Origin of the sequence: Thermomonospora echinospora (assembly GCF_900108175.1) — a bacterium.
Taxonomy (GTDB): domain Bacteria; phylum Actinomycetota; class Actinomycetes; order Streptosporangiales; family Streptosporangiaceae; genus Thermomonospora; species Thermomonospora echinospora.
This window is the reverse complement of sequence record NZ_FNVO01000019.1, coordinates 74,916-100,130: the sequence shown is the minus strand read 5'-3', so window position 1 is coordinate 100,130 and position 25,215 is coordinate 74,916. Positions and strand designations below refer to the sequence as shown.

14 protein-coding genes are annotated in these 25,215 nt (G+C 73.5%); 10 read left to right on the top strand and 4 right to left on the bottom strand.

Annotation, left to right across the window (positions count from 1 at the left end):
• Nucleotides 1-23: 23 nt before the first annotated feature.
• The 3 genes from C4U03_RS30970 to C4U03_RS30960 all read left to right on the top strand — a co-directional run bounded on the left by C4U03_RS30970 (nt 24) and on the right by C4U03_RS30960 (nt 2,478).
• The gene (locus C4U03_RS30970; protein WP_103942874.1) at nt 24-1,367 is read left to right on the top strand and encodes a S8 family serine peptidase; all 1,344 of its coding nucleotides are present in this window, start codon (nt 24-26) and stop codon (nt 1,365-1,367) included.
• Nucleotides 1,368-1,432: 65 nt separating this feature from the next.
• Nucleotides 1,433-2,020: an RNA polymerase sigma factor gene (locus C4U03_RS30965; protein ID WP_103942873.1), complete on the top strand. Its 588-nt coding sequence runs from the start codon at nt 1,433-1,435 to the stop codon at nt 2,018-2,020.
• Between the two features lie 23 nt (nt 2,021-2,043).
• Nucleotides 2,044-2,478, top strand: coding sequence for a hypothetical protein (locus tag C4U03_RS30960; protein ID WP_103942871.1), 435 nt, complete (start codon nt 2,044-2,046; stop codon nt 2,476-2,478).
• Nucleotides 2,479-2,508: 30 nt separating this feature from the next.
• Here C4U03_RS30960 and C4U03_RS30955 read toward each other — a convergent pair whose 3' ends face one another.
• Nucleotides 2,509-3,093, bottom strand: coding sequence for an acyl-CoA dehydrogenase family protein (locus C4U03_RS30955; protein WP_235018254.1), 585 nt, complete (start codon nt 3,091-3,093; stop codon nt 2,509-2,511).
• A 126-nt stretch (nt 3,094-3,219) separates the two neighbouring features.
• Nucleotides 3,220-4,215: a metal ABC transporter substrate-binding protein gene (locus tag C4U03_RS30950; protein WP_103942867.1), complete on the bottom strand. Its 996-nt coding sequence runs from the start codon at nt 4,213-4,215 to the stop codon at nt 3,220-3,222.
• A gap of 470 nt (nt 4,216-4,685) precedes the next feature.
• Between C4U03_RS30950 and C4U03_RS30945 the strand changes: the two genes are divergently transcribed.
• Genes C4U03_RS30945 through C4U03_RS30915 form a run of 6 tightly spaced genes read left to right on the top strand, consistent with a single transcriptional unit; the run spans nt 4,686 to nt 22,648 of the window.
• A complete protein-coding gene (locus C4U03_RS30945) occupies nt 4,686-8,693 on the top strand; it encodes a non-ribosomal peptide synthetase (protein ID WP_103942864.1) in 4,008 nt (1,335 codons plus the stop codon).
• On the top strand, nt 8,690-15,214 hold the full coding sequence (locus C4U03_RS30940) for a type I polyketide synthase (RefSeq protein ID WP_103942862.1): 6,525 nt from the start codon (nt 8,690-8,692) through the stop codon (nt 15,212-15,214). Before C4U03_RS30945 ends, C4U03_RS30940 begins: the two co-directional genes overlap by 4 nt.
• Nucleotides 15,215-15,242: 28 nt before the next feature.
• Nucleotides 15,243-16,757, top strand: a complete 1,515-nt coding sequence (locus tag C4U03_RS30935) for an ABC transporter substrate-binding protein (protein ID WP_200827587.1) — start codon at nt 15,243-15,245, stop codon at nt 16,755-16,757.
• The gene (locus C4U03_RS30930) at nt 16,757-17,701 is read left to right on the top strand and encodes an ABC transporter permease (protein ID WP_103942858.1); all 945 of its coding nucleotides are present in this window, start codon (nt 16,757-16,759) and stop codon (nt 17,699-17,701) included. Before C4U03_RS30935 ends, C4U03_RS30930 begins: the two co-directional genes overlap by 1 nt.
• Nucleotides 17,698-19,941 carry an ATP-binding cassette domain-containing protein gene (locus C4U03_RS42165; RefSeq protein ID WP_235018253.1) on the top strand — a complete coding sequence of 748 codons (2,244 nt, stop codon included), beginning with the start codon at nt 17,698-17,700 and terminating at the stop codon, nt 19,939-19,941. Before C4U03_RS30930 ends, C4U03_RS42165 begins: the two co-directional genes overlap by 4 nt.
• Nucleotides 19,931-22,648, top strand: a complete 2,718-nt coding sequence (locus C4U03_RS30915) for a class I SAM-dependent methyltransferase (RefSeq protein ID WP_103942856.1) — start codon at nt 19,931-19,933, stop codon at nt 22,646-22,648. The genes C4U03_RS42165 and C4U03_RS30915 overlap by 11 nt, the downstream gene beginning before the upstream one ends.
• Nucleotides 22,649-22,693: 45 nt before the next feature.
• Here the strand turns inward: C4U03_RS30915 and C4U03_RS30910 are convergent, their stop codons facing one another.
• Nucleotides 22,694-23,653: an NAD(P)/FAD-dependent oxidoreductase gene (locus C4U03_RS30910; RefSeq protein ID WP_235018252.1), complete on the bottom strand. Its 960-nt coding sequence runs from the start codon at nt 23,651-23,653 to the stop codon at nt 22,694-22,696.
• Nucleotides 23,654-23,698: 45 nt separating this feature from the next.
• Here C4U03_RS30910 and C4U03_RS30905 point away from each other — a divergent pair, with 45 nt between their 5' ends.
• On the top strand, nt 23,699-24,454 hold the full coding sequence (locus C4U03_RS30905) for a thioesterase II family protein (RefSeq protein WP_103942854.1): 756 nt from the start codon (nt 23,699-23,701) through the stop codon (nt 24,452-24,454).
• 2 nt (nt 24,455-24,456) lie between these two features.
• On the opposite strand, the gene C4U03_RS30900 is transcribed toward C4U03_RS30905, so the two are convergent.
• Nucleotides 24,457-25,206: a class I SAM-dependent methyltransferase gene (locus C4U03_RS30900; RefSeq protein WP_103942852.1), complete on the bottom strand. Its 750-nt coding sequence runs from the start codon at nt 25,204-25,206 to the stop codon at nt 24,457-24,459.
• Nucleotides 25,207-25,215 lie beyond the last annotated feature (9 nt).

Here is a 25,215-nt window from a genome sequence, read left to right as displayed (position 1 = left end):
CGCTCCCGGCGAAAGGAGGCACGATGCCGCCAGTCCATGGCGATCCCAAGTTCCTGACCCAGTTCGAGGCGATACGGCAGGCCTACGAGGGCACGGGGCTGACTCCCGCGGTCCTGTACGACTCCAGCAACGCCCCGCTGTCGGTCTACATCGACGACGAGCTGCTGATCGACCCGGACGACCTGGGCCACGTCCTGGACGCGGTCCCGCAGGCGCAGGAGGCACCGAGCCGGATGCAGGGGCCGCCCAACCAGGTCCCGCCGCCGCGCGGGCTGCCGGGGCGGCGCGGCCGGCCGATGCTGGTCAAGCTCAACGGGGGACGCGACGCGTTGGAGATGCGGGAACGGACGGGCCGGCGCGCCTCGCTGAACCATCTGGTTTCAATCGCGCCGACCGGGACCTGCCCGGCCGACGAGCCGGCCCCGGCCGGGCATCCCCGCAACCCCCTGTCCAACCCCGACCCGGCCGCTGGTGAGGGCGTCGGGATCCTGGTGGTCGACACCGGCCTGGTCCCGGTCTCCGGCTTCCCGTCCCGGCTGCCCCCGGACGTGAGCGGCAGGGCCGACGTGCCCGAGAACGCGCAGTTGCCCGGCATCATGCGGGAGTACGCGGGACATGGCAGCTTCATCGCCGGGGTGCTCACGGCCGTCGCGCCGGCGGCCGACGTGTTCGTCTCCAACGCGCTGACGTACGCCGGGGCGCTCGACGAGCACACCCTCGGCACCGTTCTCCTGGACGTCCTGGACCACAGGGGCTGGCCCGACATCATCAGCCTGTCGGCCGGGGCGCACACCGCGGACGACGTCCCACTCGCGGGGCTCGAGGAGTTCTTCCGCCTCCTCGGCGAGCACCCGGACACCACTCTGGTGGCCTGCGCGGGAAACCACGGCGTCAACCGGACCTACTACCCCGGCGGCACGGACGCCCCCGGTGTGGTGTGCGTGGGCGCCCTGCGCGAGGACGGCGCGGGGCTGGCGTGCTTCAGCAACCACGGCCCCTGGGTTGACGTGTACGCGCCGGGGGAGCGGCTGGTGAGCGCCTTCTTCAACGGAACCTATGAATACCGCGACCCGTCGTTCGGTTACTGCCGGTACTATCCCTCGCCGCCGCTGTACCAGGGGTGCACCTGCGTGACCGCCCCCGAGAAGGGGACTCGGGTGGATTTCACCACCGGTCTGGCCCGGTGGAGCGGCACGTCCTTCTCCACGCCGATCGTCGCCGGGATGATGGCGGCGCGCATGTCCAAGACCAAGGAATCGTCCAGGGAGGCGGCGGCGGCGCTGTTGTCCGGGGCGGGCCGGGTCGAGAGCGCCGGGCGGGTGCTGCTGCCGACCGGCTGGACGCCCACATACGGCTGGGCGCGCTAGCCCGGATCGCCGGATACGGCGATATCTCCCGACCTACCATGGCCTCACAGGGAGGGTGGGGGCGTATGGACGAGGTCGGGGCCCTGGTCAGGGCCGCCGCAGGAGGGGACGCGGCGGCCTGGGAGTCACTGGTCGCGCGGTTCAGTGGTCTGGTGTGGTCGGTGGCCCGGGGCCACGGGCTCGGTGCGGCGGAGGCCGAGGAGGTCTTCCAGATCACCTGGTTCCGGTTCGCCGAGCACATCGGCCGGATCCGGTCCCCCGAGCAGGCGGGCGCATGGCTGGCCACCACCGCCCGCAACGAATCCCGCAAAGCCGTCCGCGTCGGCAGCCGGGTGGCCCTGACCAGCGATCTGGACACCCTGGTGCCCGGCGTCGACGACCTGTCCCCCGAACAGGTGATGCTCGACGCCGAGGACGCGGAGCTGGACCGGCGGCGTGACAGGGAGCTGGTGCAGGCGCTGGAGGAACTGCCTGGGCGGTGCCGCGAGCTGCTGCGGATGTTGCTGGCCTCACCGCCGCCCAGCTATGCGGAGGTGTCGCAGGCGCTGGGGATTCCGGTCGGCAGCATCGGCCCCACCCGGGCCCGCTGCCTGAGCCAGCTCAGGGAGCTCCTCGTCGAACGAGGTATAACAGGCGGTGCAGCCCAGTCGTGACGCGGAGACGAGGGATTCGGCCCATGGACGAGGACAGCGAGCTGGAGGCGCGGCTGCGCCGGGCCGTCGCGTTCCTCGATCCCGTGCCCCCCGAGTCGTTGCGGGTCGCGCGGGAGGCGCTGGTGTTCCGCGCGCTCGACGCCGAGCTGGCCGAACTGGCCTTCGACTCGCTGGACGATGCGGCGCCGGTCCGCGGTCCGGGCCGTGCGCAGGGGCCGCGGTTCCTGACCTTCCGGGCCGGTGAGACCACCATCGAGGTCGAGGTCACCGACCCGCCCCGGCGGATCGTCGGTCGGCTGATCCCGGCCGACACCGCCGAGCCGGTGCGGATCCGCCGCCCCGGCGGCTCCACCACGGTGACCGTCGACGCCCTCGGCCGCTTCACCGCCCCGCTGTCCGGCCCCGGCCCCTTCAGCCTCCGCTACGGCCGTGTCGTCACCGACTGGGTGAACCCCTGAGCCTGCGGCGCGGTCTCCCACGCCGCAGGCTCAGGGGTTCCACCCGATCGGTGCTCGTCCCGCCGCCCTGGACAGGGACCTGGTGATGATCTCCTTCATGAGCTCGTTGGTCCCTCCGTAGATCCGCTGAGCGCGAGCGTCGGCGTACATGCGGGCGATGGGGTACTCCCGCATGTAGCCGTAGCCTCCGAACAGTTGCAGGCATCGGTCGATCACCTGGCACTGCACGTCGGTCAGCCACCACTTGGTCATCGCGGCCGTGGCCGCGTCGAGTTCGCCGCGCAGGTGCCGCTCGACGCACGAGTCGGCGAACACCCGGCCCGCGTGGGCCAGGGTGGCGCACTCGGCCAGTTCGAACCGGGTGTTCTGCAGCTCGATCAGCGGCGCGCCGGACGCCGTGCGCCGCCTGGTGTGGGTGGCGAGACCTCCCGCCCTGCCACGGGCCCTGGCAGTCGGTCTACGGACCGTTCCGCCTCGTCGCAGCCGAGTGAGCTGAAGCAGATCGTACGGTGCCTGCTCGCTCTCGATCTCGCTCTCGACGGCGAGCGCCACCGCGCTGGTCTGCGGTCGCCTGGGCGGCAGTTGCCGTTCTGGCAGCCGTCTCGCCGTCCGCACGGCCGACCACCACCGGGGCACCCGTGCCCAGGCTCACGTCATCGTGGTCCACCTTCCGTCGAAGGGTGGTCGCGTCCGGTCCGGCGGACGCGACCACCGGTCATCTCGAAGACGGGCGGTGGGGCATCAGGAGCATTCCAGCGCGGGACGAAGGGTCTCGAGGTTCTTTCTCATGATCGATATGTAATCGTCGCTGGCACCCTCCTGCACGCCCTCCACCGGGTCGAGCACGGCGGTGCTGACCCCGCTCTCCTTGGCGAGCGTCTCGGCGACCTTGGGGCTGACCAGCGTTTCGGTGAACACGGTGGTGGCGCCCGCTGCCTTGATCTCCTTGGTCAGCTCGGCCAGGCGAGCGGGTGAGGGCTCACTGCCGGGGTCGATGCCGGCGATGGAGATCTGCTTGAGGCCGTAGCGGTCCACCATGTACTGGAACGCGGCGTGCGCGGTGACGACCGTGTCGCGCTTACAGGCCCTGAGACCGTTCCGGTACGACTGGTCGAGCGCGTTGAGTTCCGCGGCGACGGACCTGGCGCGTTCCCGGTACCCGGTGGCGTGCGCAGAGTCGGTGGCGGCGAACTTGTCGCCGAGGGCGGTGGCGATGGTGGCCATACGGTTCGGATCCAGCCAGACATGCGGATCGTAGGAGACCTCGTCCTCGTGGCCGTGCTCCTCTTCGCCGTGGTCGTGCTCTTCCTCGCCGTGGTCGTGCCCATCGGCGCCGGCCGGGGAGGGCAACGTCTTCACGACGGACGCGGCGTCCAGAGACTTGCCCTTGGCATGCTGGTCGACAGCCTCGTCCACGGCGGGCTGCATGCCCTTGACATAGATGGTGAACTTCGCCGCGCCGATGTCGGCGATCTGCCGCGGGGTCAGTTCCAGGCCGTGCGGCTCGGCGCCCGGCCTGGTCAGCGTGGTGACGGAGACGTCCCGTCCGCCGACCTTCTGCGCCAGCCACGCCACGGGATAGAGCGACGCGATGACCTTGGTGTCGCCGCCGCCCGAGTCGCCGCCAGGGGTCGCGGTGGTGCCATCGGAGCTTCCGCAGGCGGTCAGGCCGAGCAGGCCCGCGACGGCGAGGGTGGTCACGGGGAACGCGCGAAGAGGGGTGCCAAAGGGGAACATGGCACAAGTGTGGACAAAAATGAAAACGGTTGTCAAAGTCATCTGAAGGCGGGGTCTGCGGCAAAGGCCGCCGGCGGAGTCATGGTGGTGGTGTGCAAGGGCGGGCCGGGTCCGTCCAGACCAGGACGGCCAGGTGGGCGAGCCATGCCGCCGTTGCCCGTATGGCCGGCGGTTGATGCCCTGAGGCTCTCTGTGCGGGCCGACCGAGGCGGGGCGGGATCGCGAGGGTGGCGGGCGGTGTTCGTCAAGGTCTTGGTGTAGTCGCCGTGCGGTGTGTCCAGGGTGGGTGGACCTCGATGCGACGGCCCCGTCGGCGCGCGGCACCCCGGTCGATGCGGCGGGGGCGAGACTGCGGGGCGGAGATCTGGATCACAGGGCTAGGCAGACGAAATGATAATGATTATCGTGTTCGTCTGTCTGGCGGCTTATGCCGGTCAGGCGGTCCTGTGCGCGCCGATCGAAGGAGACCCATGCGCGAAGCGCGTCTGACGTCCTCGCCCGTGTCCGCCGAGGACGTTGCGGAACTGGTTGCGGAGGTGCTCGGACTACCGGTCTCGGCGGTCGCCACCGACACCCCGCTGACCGTGCTGGGGCTGGAGTCGTTCACGGCCGTACGGCTCCGCCGGCGGCTACGCGATTTGGGGCTGGATCTGCCGATGACGGCCTTCCTGGGAGCCGCGACCGTCCGGACGGTCGCGGCGGGAGCGGTGGATCCGGTGGAGACGGGGGACGGGCCCGCGGACGACGACGGCGGATTCCCGCTGACGCCGCTGCAGAGCGCCTACTGGATCGGCCGGGATCCGGCCTTCCCGCTCGGCGGCGTCGCCACGTTCTACTACCGGGAGTACGACCGTCGGCCCGGTCCCGTCGGCCCGGAGGCCGACCTGGTCCGGCTGACGGACGCCTGGAACCGGCTGGTGCGGCACCACCCGATGCTGCGGATGACCGTCGACCGGCAGGGCCGACAGCACATCCTGCCGGTCACCGACCCTTACGAGATCGCCGTCGAGGACCTGCGACGGGCGGGACCGGACGAGGTACGGGAACGGCTCGGGCGGCTGCGGTACGAGCGCTCCCACCAGGTGCGTCCGGCCGACCGGTGGCCGCTGTTCGACGTGCGCGCCGCCCTCCTTCCCGACGGCCGCACCCGGATCTTCCTGGGCATCGACGTGCTGGCACTGGATCTGGCGGGCTGGATGCAGATCCTGGACGAATGGGGCCGCCTGGTGGCCGATCCGGAGGCGAGGCTGGAGTCCTCGCCGGTGTCGTTCGCCGAGCTGGTGCGCCGCAGGCGGTCCGATCCGGACGAGGCACGGCGCCGGGAAGGCGACCTGAAGTACTGGAGGAGTCGCGCGGAGACGCTGCCGCCGGGCCCGCGGCTTCCGTGGACGCAGGACCTGGCCCGGATCCGTTCCCACCGGTTCGTCCGCGACTCCGCCGAGTTGGACGCCGAGCAGTGGCGGGCGCTGCGGGACCAGGCCGCGCAGCGGGGGCTGAGCCCGACCGGCGTGCTGCTGGCCGCCTTCGGCCTGGTGCTGGCCCGCTGGGGGGCCGATGAGGCGTTCTGCCTGAACACCACGTTGTTCGACCGCCCCGACGATCCGGAGCTGGCTCACTTGGTCGGCGACTTCACCTCCACGATCCTCGTCGAGTTCCCCCGGGCGGACCTGCGGGGGTGGGGCGGGTTCGCGGACTTCGCCGCCGGGATCAACCGCCGGTTCTGGAGTGACATGGAACACCGCGCCGTCTCCGGCGTCGAGGTGCTGCGCGAGGCAGGGCCGTCCGCCGACCTCACCCCCCGCCATCCGGTGGTCTTTACCAGCGGCATCGGCCTGTCGGGCCAGGACGGGGACCCGGCGGACTGGCTGGGGGAGGAGGTCTTCGGCGTCTCCCAGACGCCGCAGGTGGCGCTGGACCACATCGTCCACGACGAGGGCGGCCAACTGCGGATCTGCTGGGACGCGGTCGAGGGGATCTTCCCCGACGGCTTCATGGCGGGCATGCGCGACGCGCATCTGAGGCTGCTGCGCAGGCTGGCCGCCGAACCCGCCGCCTGGAACGACCCCGGGCTCGGCTGGGATCCGACGTTCCGGGCCGACGAATCGCTGGACCGCCGGCCGTTCGGGGACGCCGGGCCGCTGCTGCCCGACCCGCTGCGGCGTGCGGCCCAGGCGATGCCGGACAGGCAGGCCCTCTTGGACGCGGCGGGCGGCCTCACCCACGGGGAACTGGCGGAACGCACGGAGCGGATCGGCGCCGCACTGGCGGCCCTCGGCGTCGGCCCCGGCGATCTGATCGCGGTGGCGTTCCCCAAGGGCGTCGAACAGGTGGTCGCCCTGCTGGGCGTCTGCGCGAGCGGCGCCGGATACGTGCCGGTCGAGCCGTCGTGGCCGCAGAGCAGGATCGCCGACGTCTGTGAGCAGGCCGGGATCGGGCACGCGCTGGTGCCCGAGAACAGCGGGTCGCACTGGCCCCGCACGGTGACCGTGCACCGGCTGCCCGACCTGGAGAAGGCGGATCGGACGGCACCCGCCCGTCGCCCGGATCCGGACGAGCTGGCCTACGTCATCTTCACCTCCGGCTCCACCGGACGGCCCAAGGGCGTGGCCATCGAGCACCGTGCCGCGCGGACGACGATCGACGACCTGATCGACAGGTTCCCCGTCGGCCCCGACGACCGGGTACTGGGGCTGTCGGCCTTCAGCTTCGACCTCTCGGTGCACGACATCTTCGGAGTGATGGGCACCGGTGCCGCGCTCGTGCTGCCGGACGCCGGTCGTCAGCGCGACCCCGGTCACTGGCTGGACTTGATGGAACGCCATCGGGTGACGGTCTGGAACACCGCCCCGGCACTGATGGAAATGCTGGTCGAGTACGCCGAGATCGAACCCGAGCGGGCGCGCGCGGTGCTGGCGTCGCTGCGGCTGGTCTTCCTGTCGGCCGACTGGATCCCGGTCACCCTCCCGGACCGGATCCGCGCCCTGGCCCCGGACGCGCAGGTGGTCAGCCTGGGCGGCGCCACCGAGGCGTCGATCTGGTCGATCTGCTTTCCGATCGGCGAGGTGTCCCCGGCCTGGCCCAGCATTCCCTACGGCCGGGCCTTGCGCGGCCAGTGCTTCCACATCCTGGACGAACGCGGGCGGCCGTGCCCGGTGGGGCGGCCCGGTGAGCTGCACATCGGCGGGGACGGGCTGGCCCGCGGTTACATCGGGGACGAGCGGCAGACCCGTGAACGCTTCGTCACCGACCCGGTCCTGGGACAACGCCTGTACCGCACCGGCGACGTGGGGCGCTGGCGTCCCGACGGCAACATCGAGTTCATGGGCCGGCTGGACCGCCAGGTCAAGATCCGCGGGCACCGGATCGAACTCGGCGAGGTGGAGTCCGCGCTGGACCGCATCCCGGGCGTCCGACACTCGGTGGCGCTGTCGGTGCGCGGCCCAGACGACCGGCCCCGGCTGGTGGGCTACGTGGTCGCGGCCGACCCGAAGCGGCCGCCCGCCGACGAGGACCTCATCACCCACCTGCGGGAACGGGTGCCCGACTCCATGGTGCCGAGCCGGTTCGTGCATCTGGAGGCGTTCCCCGTCACCGACAACGGCAAGATCGACTACAAGGCCCTGCCGAACCCGTACCGGCGGCCCGGCGAACCCGCCGTCCCCCTCGGCGCACCCGCCGACCAGGAGGCCCCGGCGGCATCGCCCGGGCCGGTGGCATCGCCTGGGCCGGTGGCATCGCCCGGGCCGGAAGGTCCGGACACGGACCTGGCCCGGCTGATCCGGGAGGCGGGGGAGCAAGGGCTGCAGGTCACCCTGCGGATCACCGCCGGTGCACTGCCTCCGGCGCGGGCGCTGACCGCCGCGGGGAACTGGGCCGGACGGCTGCGCACGGCCGCGGCCGGTCGTGGCCTCACGCTCGGGGAACGGCTCGCCGAAGGCGCCCTCATCGAGCTGGCGCCATCTCCCGTCCACACCACGGATCATCCGCACAGCGCGGACCCCGTACCGGACCGGGCGGCCCCCTGGCACACCGGTCCGGCCGCATCAGCCGACCATGCCGAAGCCCCGGCCCGGACCGCGCCTGAACCGGCACGTCCGGAACCCCGCGCCGAGAGCGCCTCCGACGCCGAGGTCGAGCGGGTGGTGAGCCAGGTACTGAGCGAGTTCCTGGGCGGCGCGGAGATCGACCCCACCCTGCCGTTCTTCCGGCTCGGGGCCACCTCGCTGACCCTGGTGCGCGCCCACGGCAGGCTGGCCGAGCTGCTCGACCCGGAGCTGGAGGTGGTCGACATGTTCACCCGCCCCACCGTCCGGCAGCTCGCGGCCCACATCGCCGCGCGCCGCAACGGCGGCCGTACGGCCGCACCGGTGCCGACCGCCGTCTCGGTGAACGGTGACGCAGGCGAGGCGGGCGCCGCGGCGCGGCGCGCCGACGCCAGGCGTCTGGCCCGACGCAGGGCCAAGGAGGCCGTCCGATGAACGCCCGCGACGACCTGATCGCCGTGACGGGACTGGCCTGCCGCTTTCCCGGAGCCCCCAACGCCGACGCGCTGTGGCGGCTGCTGGCCGAGGAACGGGAGGGCCTCACCCGGCTCACCGAGGAACAGCTCGCCGAGCGCCGGGTACCCCGGCGGCTGCGCCGCGATCCCGCCTACGTGCCGGTGGCGGGACTGATCGACGGCCAGGAGCTGTTCGATCCCGAGCCGTTCGGTATCGCCGAGGGCGAGGCCGCGCTGATGGACCCGCAGCAGCGGCTGTTCCTGGAGACATGCTGGCGGGCGCTGGAGCAGGCCGGGCACGGAGGCGGCCGCGGCGCCGGGGCGGTGGGCGTGTTCGCCGGGGCCGCGCAGAGCGCCTACCAGGCCGTCAACCTGGCCGGCCGCTGGGATCCCACCGGCGGCGGCCCCGACCCGGGCGGCAGCCTGCAGACGGCCATCGCCACGCAGACCGACTACCTGCCCGCACAGGTCGCCTACCGGCTGGACCTGACCGGCCCGGCGGTCTCGGTCAACACCGCCTGCTCGACCTCGCTGGTCGCGGTGCACATCGCCGTGCAGTCGCTGCTGTCGGGCGAGTGCGACACCGCGCTGGCCGGGGGAGTGTCGCTGATCGTGCCGCAGGGCCGCGGATACCTGTCCACCCCGGACGGCATCTATTCCGAGGACGGCAGGACACGGCCGTTCTCCGCCCACGGCACCGGGATCGTCTACACGCAAGGGGTCGGTGCGGTCGTCCTGCGACGCCTGCGGGACGCCCTCGACGACGGCGACCCCGTTCTCGCCGTGGTCCACGGGTCGGCCGTCAACAACGACGGGGCCGACAAGACGGGGCTGACCGCGCCGTCGGTGCGCGGGCAGGCACGCGCCATCGCCGAGGCCCTGGCGATCGCCGACGCCGAGCCCCGGCAGGTCGGCTACGTCGAGGCGCACGGGACCGGCACCCGGCTGGGCGACCCGATCGAGGTGGCCGCGCTGCGCCGGGTGTTCGGCGACACCGGCCCCGCCTGGTGCGGGCTCGGCTCGGTCAAGAGCAACCTCGGCCACGCCAACTCGGCCGCCGGGATCGCCTCGTTCATCAAGACGGTGCTGGCCGTACGGCATCGCGTCCTGCCGGCCTCGCTGCACGCCGAGCCGATCAACGACCTGCTCGGGCTGGCGGGGTCGCCGTTCGAGGTGGTGACCCGCACCCGCCCGTGGGACGGCCCGGAGCTGGCCGGGGTGAGCTCGTTCGGCATCGGCGGCACCAACGCCCACGTGATCGTGGGGCCCGCGCCCGAACGCTCGGCCCCGGCCGGCGACCCCCGGCCGCACCCGGTGGTGCTGTCGGCGCACACCCCGGCGGCGCTGGAACGGACCGCCGCGGACCTGGCCGACTGGCTGGAGACCAAGCCCAAGGCGTCCGCGGCGGACATCGCCCACACGTCGCAGCAGGGACGCCGTCACCAAGCCCACCGGCTGTGCGTCGCCCCCGAGAACGGGGAACTGGCGTCGGCGCTGCGCAAGGCCGCACCGGTCACCGTCCCCGCCGTGCCGCCAAAACTCGTCTTCGCCTTCCCCGGCGGCGGCAGCGCCCGCGCGGGCATGGGCACGGCCCTCTACGACGCCGAGCCGGCGTTCGCCGAATGCGTGGATGAGTGCGCCGAACTGTTCACCGCCCACCTGGGCTTCGACATCCGGACGGCCATCCGGGGCGACGAGGAACGGATCCGTGAGCCGGTGCACGGCCTGCCCGCGCTCTTCTCGGTCTGCCTGGCCACCGCGCGGCTGCTGGAAACATGGGGCATCCGGCCGGACACCGTCCTCGGGCACAGCCTCGGCGAGTACACCGCCGCCGTCGTCGCCGGAGCACTCTCACTCCCCGACGCCGCCCGGCTGGTCGCCGTCCGCTCCCAGGCCATGGCCGACGCTGCAGGCGACGGCGCCATGCTGGCCGTGCCGCTCGGCGCAGACGGGATCGGCGAGGTGCTGCACGGGCACCCCGACGTCGATCTGGCCGTGCACAACGCCCCCGGCTCGTGCGTGGTGTCCGGCCCCCGGCAGGCGGTTGCCGAGCTGGAACGGGAACTGCGGCGCGCCGGGCACGAGCCGACCCGGCTGCGGTTCGACGGAGCCGCGCACTCGCGGCTCGTCGAACCGGCGCTGCCCCGGCTGAGGGCCGCCGCGACCGGCCTGACCGCCTCGCCACCGTCGAGGACCGTGGTCAGCACGCTGACCGGAGGCACGGTGACCGGGGAACTGGGCACGGCCGACCACTGGGTCCGGCAGCTTCGCGAGCCGGTGCGGTTCTCCCAGGCGCTGCGCACGACCGTGGACCTGACCGCCGGGGCGCCCGTGGTCCTCGTCCACGTCGGACCGGGCGGGGCGCTGGCGGCGCTGGCCCGAGCCCACGGCCTGCCGCAACTGCGGGCCACGCTGACCACCCTGGCCGCCGAGGACGGCGACAGCGACCTCGCGGCCCTGCGCGAGGCGGCGGGCCGGCTGTGGACACACGGCATCGAGCCCGACTTCTCCCGCATGCACCAGGGGCCACGGCGGCGCATCGCGATGCCGGGGCAGGCGTTCCAGCGGCGGAGGCTGTGGATCGATCCACCCGAAGAGCCCGCGCGCCCCCTCACGGAGGGGCCGGACGAGGACGAGCCCCTGCAGATTCCCGTCTGGACGCAGGTTCCCCCGCTCGACTCCACGACCGCGCTGGAGGGACGCTGGGTCGTCGCCGGAGACGACGAGGACGCGGTGACCGAGGTGGCCGCGTCGCTGAAGGCCGCCGGAGCCGAGGCGGCGCCCCTTGACCAGGCCGCCGAACGTTCCGACGCGAACTGGACGGGCGTGGTCGTACTGGCCGGAGGACAGAGCACCGGCCGTGACCCCGCCGAGGCCGTGACCGAAGGCGTACTGGCGCACGCGCGCCTCGCCAGGGACTTCTTCACCGGGGAACGGCCGGCGCGGCTGCTCCTTCAGGTCACCCGCACGGCCCAGCGGGTGACCGGCTCCGAGTGTCCCGTGACGGCCGCAGCGGCACTGCACGCGCTGCCCAGGGTCATCGCCCAGGAACAGCCGGGCGTGCGCTGGCGGGTGCTGGACCTGGACGAGCACGCCGACCCGGCCGAGACGGTGCCCGCCGAGCTGGCCGATCTGATCGCCACCGGAATCTCCGGCATCGAGGCGGCGGTGCGGGGCGGGGCCCGATGGGCGCGGGGAGTCGTTCCGTGGCGGCCGGGCCGAGCCGCGGCGGGGCCGTCCGGGGACGAGACCGGCGCTCCAGTCGCGCTGATCACCGGAGGGCTCGGCGACGTCGGCCTCACCACCGCCGCCCACCTGGCCCGCAAGGGACTGCGCGTGGTGGTGACCTCGCGGACCGGACCGCCCGGCGACGAGTCGGGGGACCGGGTGGCGTCGCTGCGCAGGCTCGCCGAGGAGGGACTTCCCGTCGAGGTCCGGCGGCTGGACGCCGCCGACGCCGAGGGGACCGCCCGGCTGCTGGAGGAACTGTCCGCCCAAGGGCCGCCCGCCCTGGTGGTGCACGCGGCCGGGGTCGTGGCGACCGCCGACCTGCAGCCGATGCGGGGAACCGGGCCGGACCAGGTCACCGGGCACATGCACGCCAAGATCTCCGGGGTGTCGGCGCTGCGCGAGGCGATCGACCGACTGCCCGCCGGGCGCAGGCCCCGCCAGGTGATCCTGATGTCCTCGGCCGGCACCCTCGTGGGCGGCATCGGCATGGGGCCGTACTGCGCGGCCAACCGCTACCTGGACGCCCTCGCCGAGGAGATGAGCCGCGCCGCGGGGTCCGCCACCCGATGGGTGAGCGTGGTCTGGGACGCCTGGAAGGTCGGTCCCGTCGGCACCGAACGCACGGTACGGCTGACGTACGCCCTCGGAGCCCGCACCGGGATGGACGCGCTCGACCGCATCCTGGCCGGCCCGAGCACCCCGCCCGTCGTCGCCGTCTCGACCACGGACCTGCGGGAACGCATCGCCCGGGCCGCCTACACCGCCCCCGTCCGGCAGATCGGAGACCCGGCCGCCGGCGGCGGGCTCACGCCTGCCGAGCAGATGCTCGCCGGGATGTGGTCGGACCTGCTGGGCGTCCCGGTGAACTCGGCCGACGCCGACTTCTTCGCCCTCGGCGGGCATTCGCTCCTGGCGACCCGCATGCTCGGCGCGCTGCGCGACTCCCATGGCGTCGAACTGCGCCTGCGCGACCTGATCGCCCACCCCACGGTCGGCGCGCTCGCCCGGCTGCTGACCGGCCCGCCGGCCGATGCGGGACAGAGCACCGGACCTGACGCGGACGTCACGGCGGTCGAACCGGCGCCGGACGGGACCTTCCCGCTGACCCGTGTCCAGCACGCCTACTGGGTCGGCCGTGAGGGCGGTTATGCGCTGGGCGAGATCGCCTGCCACTTCTACCTGGAGTACGACTGCCCCGACCTGGACCTGGCCCGATACGAGCAGGCCTGGCGGCAGGTGATCGCCCGACATCCGATGCTGCGCGCCATCGTCACCCGGCAGGGCCGTCTCAAGGTGCTCGACCACGTGCCCGCGTACCGCATCCGGGTGCACGACCTGACCCAGGTCGACGAGGACACCCGCCAAGCCCGGCTCGCGCGGCTGCGAGAGCGCATCTCCCGTGACCCAGGCCCGCCCGACCGCTGGCCCCTGGTGCAGATCCGGGCCGCCCGGCTGCCCGGCGGGCGGGTGCGGCTGTTCATCGGCGTCGACGTGCTGATCTGCGACGCCGGAAGTTATTGGATCATCGACCGGGAGGTCCGCCACTACTACGAGCACCCCGGCTCCACGCTGCCCGAGCCCGCGATCGACTTCGCGGCCTGTCTGCGGGCCCAAGAACAGATCCGGCAGGGCGCCGACTGGCGCCGCGCGGCCGGGTACTGGCGCCGGCGGCTCGACACGCTGCCTGGTCCGCCGCCGCTGCCGGTCACCGACCCCGACGGCGCCCCGCGGTTCGTGCGCCGCACCGCCCGGCTGACGGCAGAGCAGTGGCGGGCGCTGAAACAGCAGGCCGCCCGGCGGAAGGTCACTGCGACCGCCGTCCTGCTGACCGCCTACGCCGAAGCCCTGGCGACCGGGTCGGGCGGCGAGCACTTCTCGATCACCCTCACCCTGTTCGACCGCCCGCCGATCCACCCCGACGTCGACAAGGTCGTCGGCGACTTCACCTCCCTGCTCGTCCACGAGATCGACCGGCGCGAGCCCGGCACGTTCGCCGAGCACGTGCGGCGGGTGCAGCACCGGCTGTTCACCGACCTGGACCACCGCGCCTACTCGGCGCTGGACCTGCTGGCCGAACGCGCCACCGGACAGGGACACGTCGGTTCGGTGCCAGTGGTGTTCACCAGTGCCCTGGGCCTGGAGGACCTGGTGGGCGGCGAGCCCGATCTGCAGTGGGTCGGAGAACAGGTCCACGCGGTCAGCCAGACCCCGCAGACCTGGCTGGACCACCAGGTGCTGGTGCAGCGCGGCGAACTGCTGGTGCAGTGGGACGCCGTCGCCGGGCTGCTGCCCGACACCGAGGTGGACGAGGTGTTCGCCGCGTACGCGGACCGGTTGCGCCGTCTGGCCACCGATCCGCGGGCATGGGACGAACCGCCGGTGAACGGTCCCGTCCGCCCGTTCACCGGGCACGACGACGTCCTCGTCCCGCTGCGGGAGGGGACGGGCGAGCAGACGCTGTTCCTGCTCCACCCGTCCGGCGGCGACGTGCTGTGCTACGCCGAGCTGTCCCGGTTGCTGGACGAGCGGTTCTCGATCGTGGCGTTGACCGATCCCGGTCTGGCCGGGACGCCGGCACCCGAAGACCTGCCCGGCCTGGCCCGCCTTTACGGGGAGGTGATCCGGCGGCACCGCCCGCACGGCCCCTATCTGCTCGGCGGCTGGTCGATGGGCGGCAGTCTCGGCCAGGAGGTGGCCTGCCGGCTGTACGAGGAGGGCGCCTCGGCCGGGCTGCTGCTGATGCTGGACTCCAACGACCCGACCTATATCAGGCCGCTGCCCGACGACCAGGAGGCCGAGGCGATCGTCCGGCTGCTCGGCGCGTTCGAGGCGTACCTGGGTCTCGACCTCGGCGTCGGCACCGAGGAGGGCCGTGCCGCCCTGCGCGCACTGCCCGCCGACCGGCGCTGGGAGGAGGTCGCCGCGCGGATGCGCGAGCACCGCCTGCTGGGCCGGGGTGAGGACCCGCGTGAACGGGTCGCCGTCTTCGCCCGCCACCTGCGCGGCCTGGGGGAGCACACTCCCCGCCGTCTCGCCGACGAGACGACCGCCACCTTGCTGGTGCGCGCCGAACGGAGGGCTTCGCGCAACTCCGGCGTGGGGATGGGGGTGGACGACACCCCACCGGGCCGGCCCGACCTGGACTGGAGCCGCCATCTGGCCGGTCCGCTGGAGGTCCACGGCCTGGATGCCGACCACTACGGCCTGCTGCGCCCGCCCGCCGTCCGCCCGCTCGCCGAACTGATCAACCACCTGCTCACCCGGTACTGACCGGCGAAGACAGAAACGGATGAACCCCATGAACCCCCTGCCCGTGCGCTTCGGCGCGCTGTGTCTCGGCCTCGTCCTGCTGGCGGCCGGATGCGGCGGTGACGGCGACGCCGCGTCACCGGCCGGCCAGACCCTGCGGTACGTCGCGGTCGGCGCCCCGGCCACCGCGATTCACGACCCGCACGGCGGCATCGGCAACCAGTCCGACCTGACGCGCTTCGCCCTGCTGTACGACGTGCTGGCCAAGCCGGGACCGAACGGCGTCACCGAGCCGAGGCTGGCGACCTCCTTCGAGCCCGACGAGAAGCTCACCACCTGGACGATCCGGCTGCGCCAGGGCGTGACCTTCACCGACGGGCGGCCCGTGCGGGCGGCCGACGCGCTGTTCTCGCTGCGCCGCATCCACGCCAAGGCCGCCGAGAACTTCGGCCGGCTGCAGATGTTCGACATGGACGCCGCCCGCGTGGTCGGCGACCACACCCTCGAACTCGTCACCACCCGGCCGTACGCCGAGGTGCCGCGCGCGCTGGAGTCGATGACCTTCGTGATCCCCGAGGGCACCACCGCCTTCGACAAGCCGGTGGTCGGCTCGGGCCCGTACCGGATGGTCGGCGGCAACGCCCAGAACGCCGTCCTGGAACGCAATGACCGGTGGTGGGGCGCCAAGCCGCCGACGCGGCGGATCGAGATCCGCGCCGTGCCGGACCCGCAGGCCCGCGCCCAGGCGGTCATCTCCGGGCAGGCCGACGTGGCCTCCAGCGTCAATCCCGCCACGGTCCGCCAGGTCTCCGGCGACCGGAACCTCAAGATCGTCCACCGGCCCGCCGTCACCATGTACCCATTCGTCATGCGGCTGGACCGCGAACCGTTCGACGACCCCCGCGTTCGTGAGGCGATCAAGCTCGCCGCCGACCGCCGGGAACTGGTCGACAAGGTGTTCCTCGGCTACGGGAAGGTCGGCAACGACCTGCTGACCCCCGCCGACCCCTCCAGCCCCGCCGACGTGCCGCAGCGGACCAGGGACCTGGCCCGCGCCAAGGAACTGCTCAGGCAGGCCGGGCACGGCGACGGGCTGGAACTGAAGCTGGCCACCACCACCTCCTACCCGGGGATGGACACCGCCGCGACCCTGTTCGCCCGGCAGCTCGGCCAGGCCGGGATCACGGTGCGGGTGACCAACGAACCGCCGGACACCTACTGGACGAAGGTGTTCGCGCAGCGGGACTTCTACACCGGCTTCTTCGGTGGCATCCCGTTCATCGACGTAGCCCGCGTATCCCTGCTCGGTGACGCCCCCACCAACGAGACCGCCTGGAAGCGGCCCGACTGGGACGCCGCTCACTGGAAGGCGATGGCGATCAGGGACGAGGCAGAACGGCGGCGGGCCCTTGGCACGCTGCAGCGCGAGCTGCGCGACGAGGGCGGGTACGTGGTGTGGGGCGTCGGGGACGGCCTGGACCTGACCTCCGCGCAAGTTTCCGGGTTGCCCGACGGGCCCGGGTTCGACAGCGCCTTCATCGAGCGGGTCCGGCTGGGCGGGTGATGGCACGTGCCCTGGTGGTCGCGATGCTGCGAGCGCTGCTCCTGTTCGTCGCGGTGTCGGCACTGGTGTTCGGCGCGACGGAGCTGCTGCCGTCGGACGCGGCCGAGAGTCGTACCGGGGGAAGGGCCACGGCCGAGCAGCTCGCGCAGATGCGGGAGGGGCTCGGGCTGGACCGTCCCGCCTGGCGGCGCTACCTGTCGTGGCTGGCGGGGCTATGCCACGGTGACGCGGGCACCTCGCTGGTCACCGATCGGCCGGTGGCGGCGATGGTGGCCGAACGGCTGCCCGCGACGCTCACCCTGACCGGCTGCGCACTCGCGGTGGCCGTTCCGCTGATGCTGCTGTCGGCCTGGCTGGTCGGCACGGCCTCACCGCGGTGGCGCGGTCCGCTGGCGGCGCTGGCCACCGGTGTCGCCGCGGTGCCGCAGGTGGTGTTCGCGGCCGGGCTGGTGGTGGTGTTCTCCGCGGTCCTGGGCTGGCTGCCGCCGGTGTCGCTGCTGCCGGCCGAGGGCTCGCCGCTGGCCGACCCCCGGCCACTGGTGCTGCCGTCGCTGGCGCTGGCGGCCCCCGCCGCCGCGTTCGGCGCAGGTCTCCTCGGCGGCGCGGTCGCCGACACCGTGCGCAGACCGCACGTGCGGGACGCGGTGGCGCGCGGGTTGCCGCGGCATCGGGTGGCGGCCCGGCATGTGGCGCCGTTCCTGCTGGCGCCCACCGCACGGGTGCTGGCCCTGACGGCGGGCGCGCTGCTGGCGGCCGCCGCCGTGGTGGAGATGATGTTCGGCTACGCCGGGCTGGGCGAACTGCTGGTCAGCTCAATCGGCACGCGCGACACCCCGGTGGTGCAGGCGGTGGCGGTGCTCGCCGCCGTGGCGGTGCTCGCCGGGACGGCCGTCGCCGACGCGCTGGGCGCGCTGACCGACCCCTACGCTCGGGGACGATCGTGAACCGGTGCAGAGGGGCCGCAGTAGCCCTGGTCGTCCTGACCCTGGCCGCGGCGGTAGCGGGCGGTGCGCTCGCCCCGCACGATCCGGCCGCCTCGATCGGTGCGCCGTGGACGCCGCCCGGTGCGGGTGCCCCGCTGGGCACCGACGCGGCCGGGCGAGACGTGCTGTCCCGGGTGCTGGCCGGTGGCCGGGACCTCACCCTGACCGCGCTGGCCGCCGCCGTCGTGGCCGGCCTCGCCGGCCTGGCCGGGGGGCTGACCGCCGGATGGGCGGGCGGCCGTACCGGGCGGTGGCTGACGGCGGCGGCCGACCTGCTGCTCGCGCTGCCGTTCCTGCTGCTGGCGCTGGTGCTGGCCGTCGCCCTGCCCACGCCCGCCGCCGTGGTCGCGGGCACCGTGTGCGGCGGAGCTCCGCTCGGGCTGCGGCTGGTGCGCGACCTGGTCCGGCAGGCCCGCCGTGCGGGCTATGTGGAGGCGGCCCGCTGCCGGGGCGAGTCGACTGCCGCCATCGTCGTGCGGGAGGTACTGCCGTCGCTGGCGGGGTTGGCGTCGGCCGACATGGTGCTGCGGTTCGTCCTGGCGTTGCAGCTGTCCGCCGCCTTCGGGATGCTCGGCCAGGGGCCGCAACCGCCCGCTCCGGACTGGGGACTGATGCTCCGGGAGAACCTCGCCGGAGCGGCCCTCAACCCCGCCGCACTGGTGGCCCCGGCCACTGCGCTGACCGTCCTTGCCTTGGCGGCCGTGCTGCTGTCGTCGGCGTTCACCGTCCCGCCTCGTTCCCGTAAGAGCGACCGCATGTCCGCGGTCGGGACCATCGTGGACACGCGGGCCGGTGACGGGGCCGTGCTGAAGGTCACGGGGCTCACGGTCACCGACGACGGCGGGTGGGCGATCGTCGAGGACGTCTTTCTGCGGGCCTGGCCGGGGGAGGTCGTCGCGATCGTGGGGCCCTCCGGCGGCGGCAAGACCACGACGGTCCGGGCGGTGCTCGACGTTCTCGGACCCGGGTTGCGCCGGACAGGCGGCACCGTCGCCTGGCGCGGGACCCGGGTGCGTCCCGGCCAGGACGCGCGGCGATGGCGACGTGCGCACGTCGGCCTGCTGGACCAGGACCCCGCCGGCTCCCTGAACCCGCTGCTCGGTGTCGGCGCCCTGGTTCTGGAAGGGCATCGGCGTTCGCCGGCCGAGGCACGGGCCGTGCTGACGGACCTCGGCTTGGACGCCGACCGGCTGTGGCGGCGCCGCCCCCATGAGCTGTCGGGAGGGCAGGCGCAGCGGGTCGCGCTGGCGCGCACCCTCCTGGGCGACCCCGGCCTGCTGGTGCTGGACGAGCCCACCAGCGGGCTCGATCCCGACGCCCTCGACCTGGTCGTCCGGGCGATCGAACGCCGCCGGGGCGACGGCCGGTCGGTCACGCTCGTGATCTCCCATGACGAGGGGTTCGTGGTCCGTGTCGCCGACCGCGTCCTGACGATCGGCACGCCGGATCCGGCCGAGCCAGGCGCCCCTGGCCCGGCCGCGACCGGGGCGGACCGGGGCGAACCCGTTCTCCGGGTGCGGGGACTGCGGCTGGCCCAGGGCGGCGAAACGCTGCTCGCGGATGCCGGGCTGAGCCTGCGGCCCGGTGAACTGGTGGCCGTCCTGGGCCCGTCGGGCGCCGGTAAGAGCACGCTGCTGCGCGCCCTGGCGGGACTGCACCCGCCCGAGGCGGGCGAGCTGTGGCTGCACGGACTCCCGCTCGCCTGGCCGCTGGGTGAACGCCCGCGCGAGGCGCTCCGGGACGCTCAGCTCGTCGGCCAGGATCCGGCCGGGGCGCTCAACCCGGCCCACCGCGTGGGAACGGCTCTCGCGCGGCCGCCGCAGGTGCTGGGCGGGCTGTCCCGGGAGCAGGCGCACGCCCGGGTTCCCGGGCTGCTGCGGCGGGTGGGGCTCGATCCCGCGCTGGCCGCCCGCCTGCCGGGCGAGCTGTCCGGCGGGCAGCGCCAGCGGGTGGCGCTCGCCCGGGCGCTGGCGGTTGGCCCCACCGTGCTGCTCGCCGACGAGATCACCTCCGCACTGGACGACACCGCTGCCGCCGGGCTGCTGCGCCTGCTGGAGGAACTGCGCGGCGACGGTCTGGCGGTGCTGATGGTGACCCATGACCGCAGGGTCGCGGCCTGCGCCGACCGGGTGCTCCACCTGGCCGGTCACCAGCCGTCCCTGGATCCCGCACGAACGGAGGACCGCACCCGTGCACACTGACCCGCCGACCCCGTCCCTGCTCGCCGAAGCGGCCGGGCGGCTGGCCGCCCATCCCTGGATCGGTGCGGCGGCACCGGATCCCGACGGCTCACTGCGGGTCCGGCCCGACCCGTCCGCGCTGGCCGTCCGGTCCGAGCCCGGTGGCCTCGTCACCGAGTACCTGGAGCACTGGGGGGAGGTCTACGACTGGACCTACACCCGGGCGGACGCACGGCACGACTCGGAACTCGACCTGTCGGGGTGGCGCGCCTCCGACACCGGCCGCCCACTGCCGGTCGAGCACATGCGCGAATGGATCGAGCACACGGTCGAACTGGTGCTCAGCACCGGGCCGCGATGGATCCTGGAGCTCGGCTGCGGCACCGGGCTGCTGATGTACCGGCTGCGCGACCGGGTCCGGGGGTATGTGGGGACCGACGTGGCGGCGGCCGCCGTCACCGCGTTGCGAGCCGGTGCCCATCCGGGGACCGCCTTCGTGCGGGCGGCGGCGCACGAGGGGACGGCACCGGAGGTCCGCGCAGCCCTGGCGGAGGTCGGCGCACCGGACGGCCGCCCCGACTGCGTGCTGCTGAACTCGGTCACGCAGTGCTTCCCCGGTGTGGGGTACCTGAGGGCCGTGCTGGAGGACGCGATCGGCCTGGTCGCCTCCGGCGGAACGGTGATCATCGGTGACGTCCGCGACTCCCGGCTGCTGGCTTCCTATGCCCGGTGGGTGGAGAAGTCCGCCGACCCCGCCGCCGGGGACGCCGAGCTGGAGCGACGCGCCACCGACCGCGCCATCCGGGATGAGGAGCTGCTGTTCGACCCGCCGCTGCTGGCCCGGCTGGCCGACGGCATCGCCCGCCGGTCGAGCCGGACGGTCCGGATGAGCGTGCACCCCAAGACCATGACGGGCGACACCGAACTCACCCGCTACCGCTTCGACGCGGTGCTGCACGTCGACGCCGGCCCGTCACCTGCCGTGAAGCAGATCGCCTGGACCTCCCTGCCCGGCGGTGACCGTCTGGGCGCGCTGGCGGCCCTGCTGCCCGGTGGGCCCGTGCACGTCCACGGCATCCCCAACGCCCTCCTGGCAGGGGACAGCCCAGACGCGGTTCCGGCGTCCCGGCTGTGCGCCGTCGCCGGTGCCCGCGCCGCCGTGGTGGCCGACCCCGGTGATCCGGCGATGCTCGGCGTCGTCATCCCGGCCGAGTCGGCGGCCCGCCCGGTGGAGGAGATGACGGCCGTGAACGGAACGGCGCACGACCCGTTCATCGCGTTCACCGGCCGCAGGCTTCAGGAGGTCGCCCGCGCCGTCCTGCGCCGCTCCCTGCCCGCCGCCCGCGACATTCCCCTCCGGATCGACCTGTCGGAGGACGCCTCCGGGTCGGACACCGCCCGGACCGACGCGTCGTCATCGACCGGTGACGCGCATGGTCCTGTCGACGGACCGCACGGTGACGGCGAGCGGGACGCGGCGAGGTCCACTCCCGGAGAAGATCGCGCCGGTGACGGATCGGCCGGGCCAAAGCCCGCCGCCGGAGGAACCGTCATCGCGGACGGCCGCCGAGAGAACGCCGAGGCCGAGGACATCGCAGCGATGACCGGGCGAGTTGGGAAGCGGGCGTCCGAGGCGGTCGCGGACGCGGACGCCGCACGGATTCCGGAGTTCCTGGACCGGCTGGACAGGACCGCACTGCTGGCGATGGCGGTCACGTTGCGTCCGGCCGGGCTGACAGGAGACGACACCGGGCGTACCTGCGAGGAGGTGGCCGACGCGCTGGGCGTGGCCGACCGGCATCGCTGGATCCTGCGCCGCTGGCTCGGCGCGCTCGTCCGGGAGGGGCTGCTGGCCCGCGATGCGACAGGCCGGTTCCACGGGCTGCGCCCGGTGCGGCGGAACGAGGTCATCGCCGCCGGCCGGGGACTGGAGGCCGACGGTGCGCGGATCGGCTATCCGATGGAGACCACCCGTTTCCTGCTGACGGCCACGACACGGCTGCCGGAGCTGCTGCGCGACGAGGTGGCGGTGCAGGCGTTGCTGTTCGCCGACGACGACCTGGGCACGGCCGACGGCGCATACCGGGAGAACACCGTCAACCGGTACCTCAACGCCGCCGTGGGGGAGACCCTGCGGTGGACGGCCGAACGCGCCGGGCGGCGGCTGCGGGTGCTGGAACTGGGGGCCGGTGTCGGCGGCACGACCGTGGAAGCGCTGCGGGCCCTGGACGGCCACGACGCCGACTATCTCTACACCGATGTGTCCCGCTATTTCCTGTCGCTGGGCCGTGAACGTTTCGGTGATCGGCCGGGGGTCGGTTTCGCCTTCTTCGACATCAACGCCGATCCCGCGGCCCAGGGCGTGCCACCCGGCTCCCAGGACGTGGTGCTGTCGGCGAACGTGCTGCACAACGCTCGTCACGTCCGGGACGTGCTCTGCGGCCTGCGGGGGCTGCTGGCGCCGGGAGCCCTGTTTGTCTTCGTGGAGACGTGCCGGGAGATGGGCGCCATCCTGGCCTCGATGCAGTTCCTCATGTCGCCACGGCCCGGCGAGCGACGCCTGCACCCCGCCGACCTGAGGAACGCCGACGACCGGGTCTTCCTCACCCGGGACGAATGGCTGACGGAGCTGACCCGGGCGGGCCTGCGGCCGCTGTCCACCCTGCCGGGTGACGATCACCCGCTCGTGGCGACCGGCCTGCACCTGTTCGTCGCCCGCCGGGACTGAGACTGCGACCGGGACGCCCCGCCGGGCGTCCCGGTCGCCCTGGCCTCAGGAGGGGGAGAGGCCGAGGTCGGAGCGGAACAGGTCGCCCTCCATCCACACCGCGGCGCGCACCCCGTCGGCGGCGCCCTGCGAGACGAGTGTGACGGCGTCCGGGACGGCCGGCAGTTTGGCGGTGTCCCCGGTCGCCGCCACGCCGGGCACCGTGGTCTCCTGCATCTCGTTGACCCGGACGGTGCCGTCGTCGTTGAGCTCGCAGCCGAGCTCGGCGGCCAGCGCCGAGTGCTGCCGGGTGGGCGCCCGGTGGTAGACGTCCTGGCGGACCAGGGTGGTGCCGTCGGTGAAGTGCAGTTCCAGGGCGCCCGGCTCGCCGGTCACCCGGGCCACCGGGGCGTCGATCACGCGGACGCCGCGTTCGTCCAGCTTGGCGGCGATCTCGGCGGGCAACTCCAGTGGCCCGTGGGTGCACAGCACCACGTCGTCGCTGAACCGGTCGGCCACGTACAGGGCGAGCATGGCCTCCATCGGCTCACGGGTGAGCACGGCCAGGGAGCGGTCGCGCGTCTCCCAGCCGTGGCAGAAGGGGCAGTGATAGACGCCGCGGCCGAACCGCTCGCGCAGTCCCTCGATCGGGTAGGGCTCGTCCACCTGCCCGGTGGCCAGCACCAGCCGCCGGGCCCGCTCGACCGTGCCGTCGTCCAGCTCGACCTCGAAGTCGTCCTTCTTGCCCCGCGCCGATCGCGCGGTGCCGGGCCGGATCTCCACGGACGGGTAGGCGGCCAGCTCCGCCCGGCCCAGCTCCAGCAGCCGCGCGGGCGGGAACCCGTCCCGGCTCAGATACATGTGCATCTCGGTGGCCGGGGCATTGCGCACCCTGCCCCCGTCGACCACCAGCACCCGGCGCCGCTGCCGCCCGAAGACCAGCGCCGCGCTCAGGCCGGCGGGCCCGCCGCCCACCACGATCATGTCGTACATCGTCGCCCACTCCCGTCGGATCCGTTCCGCCATGTGTGAAAATGATTATCACGTTCAATTATTTGAGGAGGGTTCTCCATGCCGGTTTCCTCCGGTTCGTGGCTGCGTCGCTTCGATCCGCGCCCGCAGGCCGCGCTGCGGCTGATCTGCCTGCCCCACGGTGGCGGCGGGGCCAGCTTCTTCGCCGGCTGGGCGGGGGCGCTGCCGGCCTGGGCCGAGCTGGTCGCCGTTCAGTACCCGGGCAGGGAGGACCGTTTCGGCGACCCTTTCCCCGGCGACCTGCACGACCTGGTCCGCGGACTCGCCGACGACGTCGAACCACTGACCGGCCGCCCCTACGCACTGTTCGGGCACAGCATGGGCGCGACAGTGGCCTACGAGCTGGCGCACGAGCTGCTCGGCCGGGGCAGGCCCGCCCCCGTTCACCTGCTGGTCTCCGGCCGGGAGGCTCCGCACGACGAACGGGGCGGGCGGGTGCACCTGCTCGACGACGACGGGCTGGCCGCCGAGCTGGCCCGCCTCGGCGGCACCGCCCCGGAGGTCCTGCGGGACGCCGGGCTGCGCTCGGTGATCCTGCGGTACGTGCGTGAGGACTACGGGCTGATCGAGACCTACCGGCCGCGGCGCCGGCCCCCGCTGGCATGCCCGGTCACGGTGCTGCTCGGCGACCGCGACCCCGATCTGACCGTCGCCGAGGCCGGCCGGTGGCGGTGGGCCACCCATGGCCCCGCAGAGGTCCGGGTCTTTCCCGGAGACCACTTCTACCTGGTGCCACAGCGTGATGCGGTCCTCGCGACACTGCGGCGGGTCCTGGACGGGTCCGCCGCCCGCTGACCTCACCGAGGGCGTCGCCAGACCTGGACGCCCTCCGGTGCGTCCGGATGGGGCTCCAGTCCGGCGGCCGTCAGCTCGGCCGCCAACGTCTCGTCGGAGACGACATGGCAGTCGAACTCGGCGGTCTCCTCCCTCATCACCACGTCGCCGCGCAGGGTCCGGTAGGTCATCACCCACCGGATCAGGTCCTCGCCGACCGTCTCCGCCCGCGAGAGGGTCTCGTAGCGGTGACGCCCCAGGCTCCGCCCGGGCACCACGGAGGGCGGGACGGCGACCGCCGTCTGGGGGAACTGTGACTCGACCAGCAGCACACCGCCGGGCCGCAGTGCCTCAGCCCACTTCTTCCACAGCGCAGGCCGGTCGGCCGGGGAGAAGTGCATGATCAGGTTGAACAGCACCACGCCGTCCAAAGGGACATCCATCTGCGCGGTCAAGGCGTCCTCGAGCAGCACGGTGACCTTGCGGGCCGCCTCCGGCAGCCGGGCCAGCCGGGTCACCAGGGCCGCGCGCATCACCCGGGCCGGCTCGATCGCGAAGATCTCCGCCTCCGGCCCCAGCATCCCCGCCAGGATCTCGGTGAACTGGCCCGTGCCCGGGCCGATCTCGGCGACCGCGCGGGCATCTTCCGGCAGCAGGCGCAGCGCGGCGGCCAGGAAGTCCCGTACCTGCTCGGGAAAGATCAGGTCGTAGTAGGGGGCGTTGACGGCATAGCCGAGCCCCTGGTCGGCGCGGTCGGCTTCGGTCGTGGTCATCGATGTCCT

Excerpts from the sequence above, each read along its gene's own strand:
- C4U03_RS30935 (WP_200827587.1), top strand. The coding sequence starts at position 15,243 with ATGAACCCCCTGCCCGTGCGCTTCGGCGCGCTGTGTCTCGGCCTCGTC.
- C4U03_RS30910 (WP_235018252.1), bottom strand. The coding sequence starts at position 23,653 with ATGGCGGAACGGATCCGACGGGAGTGGGCGACGATGTACGACATGATC.
- C4U03_RS30900 (WP_103942852.1), bottom strand. The coding sequence starts at position 25,206 with ATGACCACGACCGAAGCCGACCGCGCCGACCAGGGGCTCGGCTATGCC.
- C4U03_RS30960 (WP_103942871.1), top strand. The coding sequence starts at position 2,044 with ATGGACGAGGACAGCGAGCTGGAGGCGCGGCTGCGCCGGGCCGTCGCG.
- C4U03_RS30965 (WP_103942873.1), top strand. The coding sequence starts at position 1,433 with ATGGACGAGGTCGGGGCCCTGGTCAGGGCCGCCGCAGGAGGGGACGCG.
- C4U03_RS30970 (WP_103942874.1), top strand. The coding sequence starts at position 24 with ATGCCGCCAGTCCATGGCGATCCCAAGTTCCTGACCCAGTTCGAGGCG.
- C4U03_RS30950 (WP_103942867.1), bottom strand. The coding sequence starts at position 4,215 with ATGTTCCCCTTTGGCACCCCTCTTCGCGCGTTCCCCGTGACCACCCTC.
- C4U03_RS30940 (WP_103942862.1), top strand. The coding sequence starts at position 8,690 with ATGAACGCCCGCGACGACCTGATCGCCGTGACGGGACTGGCCTGCCGC.
- C4U03_RS30945 (WP_103942864.1), top strand. The coding sequence starts at position 4,686 with ATGCGCGAAGCGCGTCTGACGTCCTCGCCCGTGTCCGCCGAGGACGTT.
- C4U03_RS30905 (WP_103942854.1), top strand. The coding sequence starts at position 23,699 with ATGCCGGTTTCCTCCGGTTCGTGGCTGCGTCGCTTCGATCCGCGCCCG.
- C4U03_RS30930 (WP_103942858.1), top strand. The coding sequence starts at position 16,757 with ATGGCACGTGCCCTGGTGGTCGCGATGCTGCGAGCGCTGCTCCTGTTC.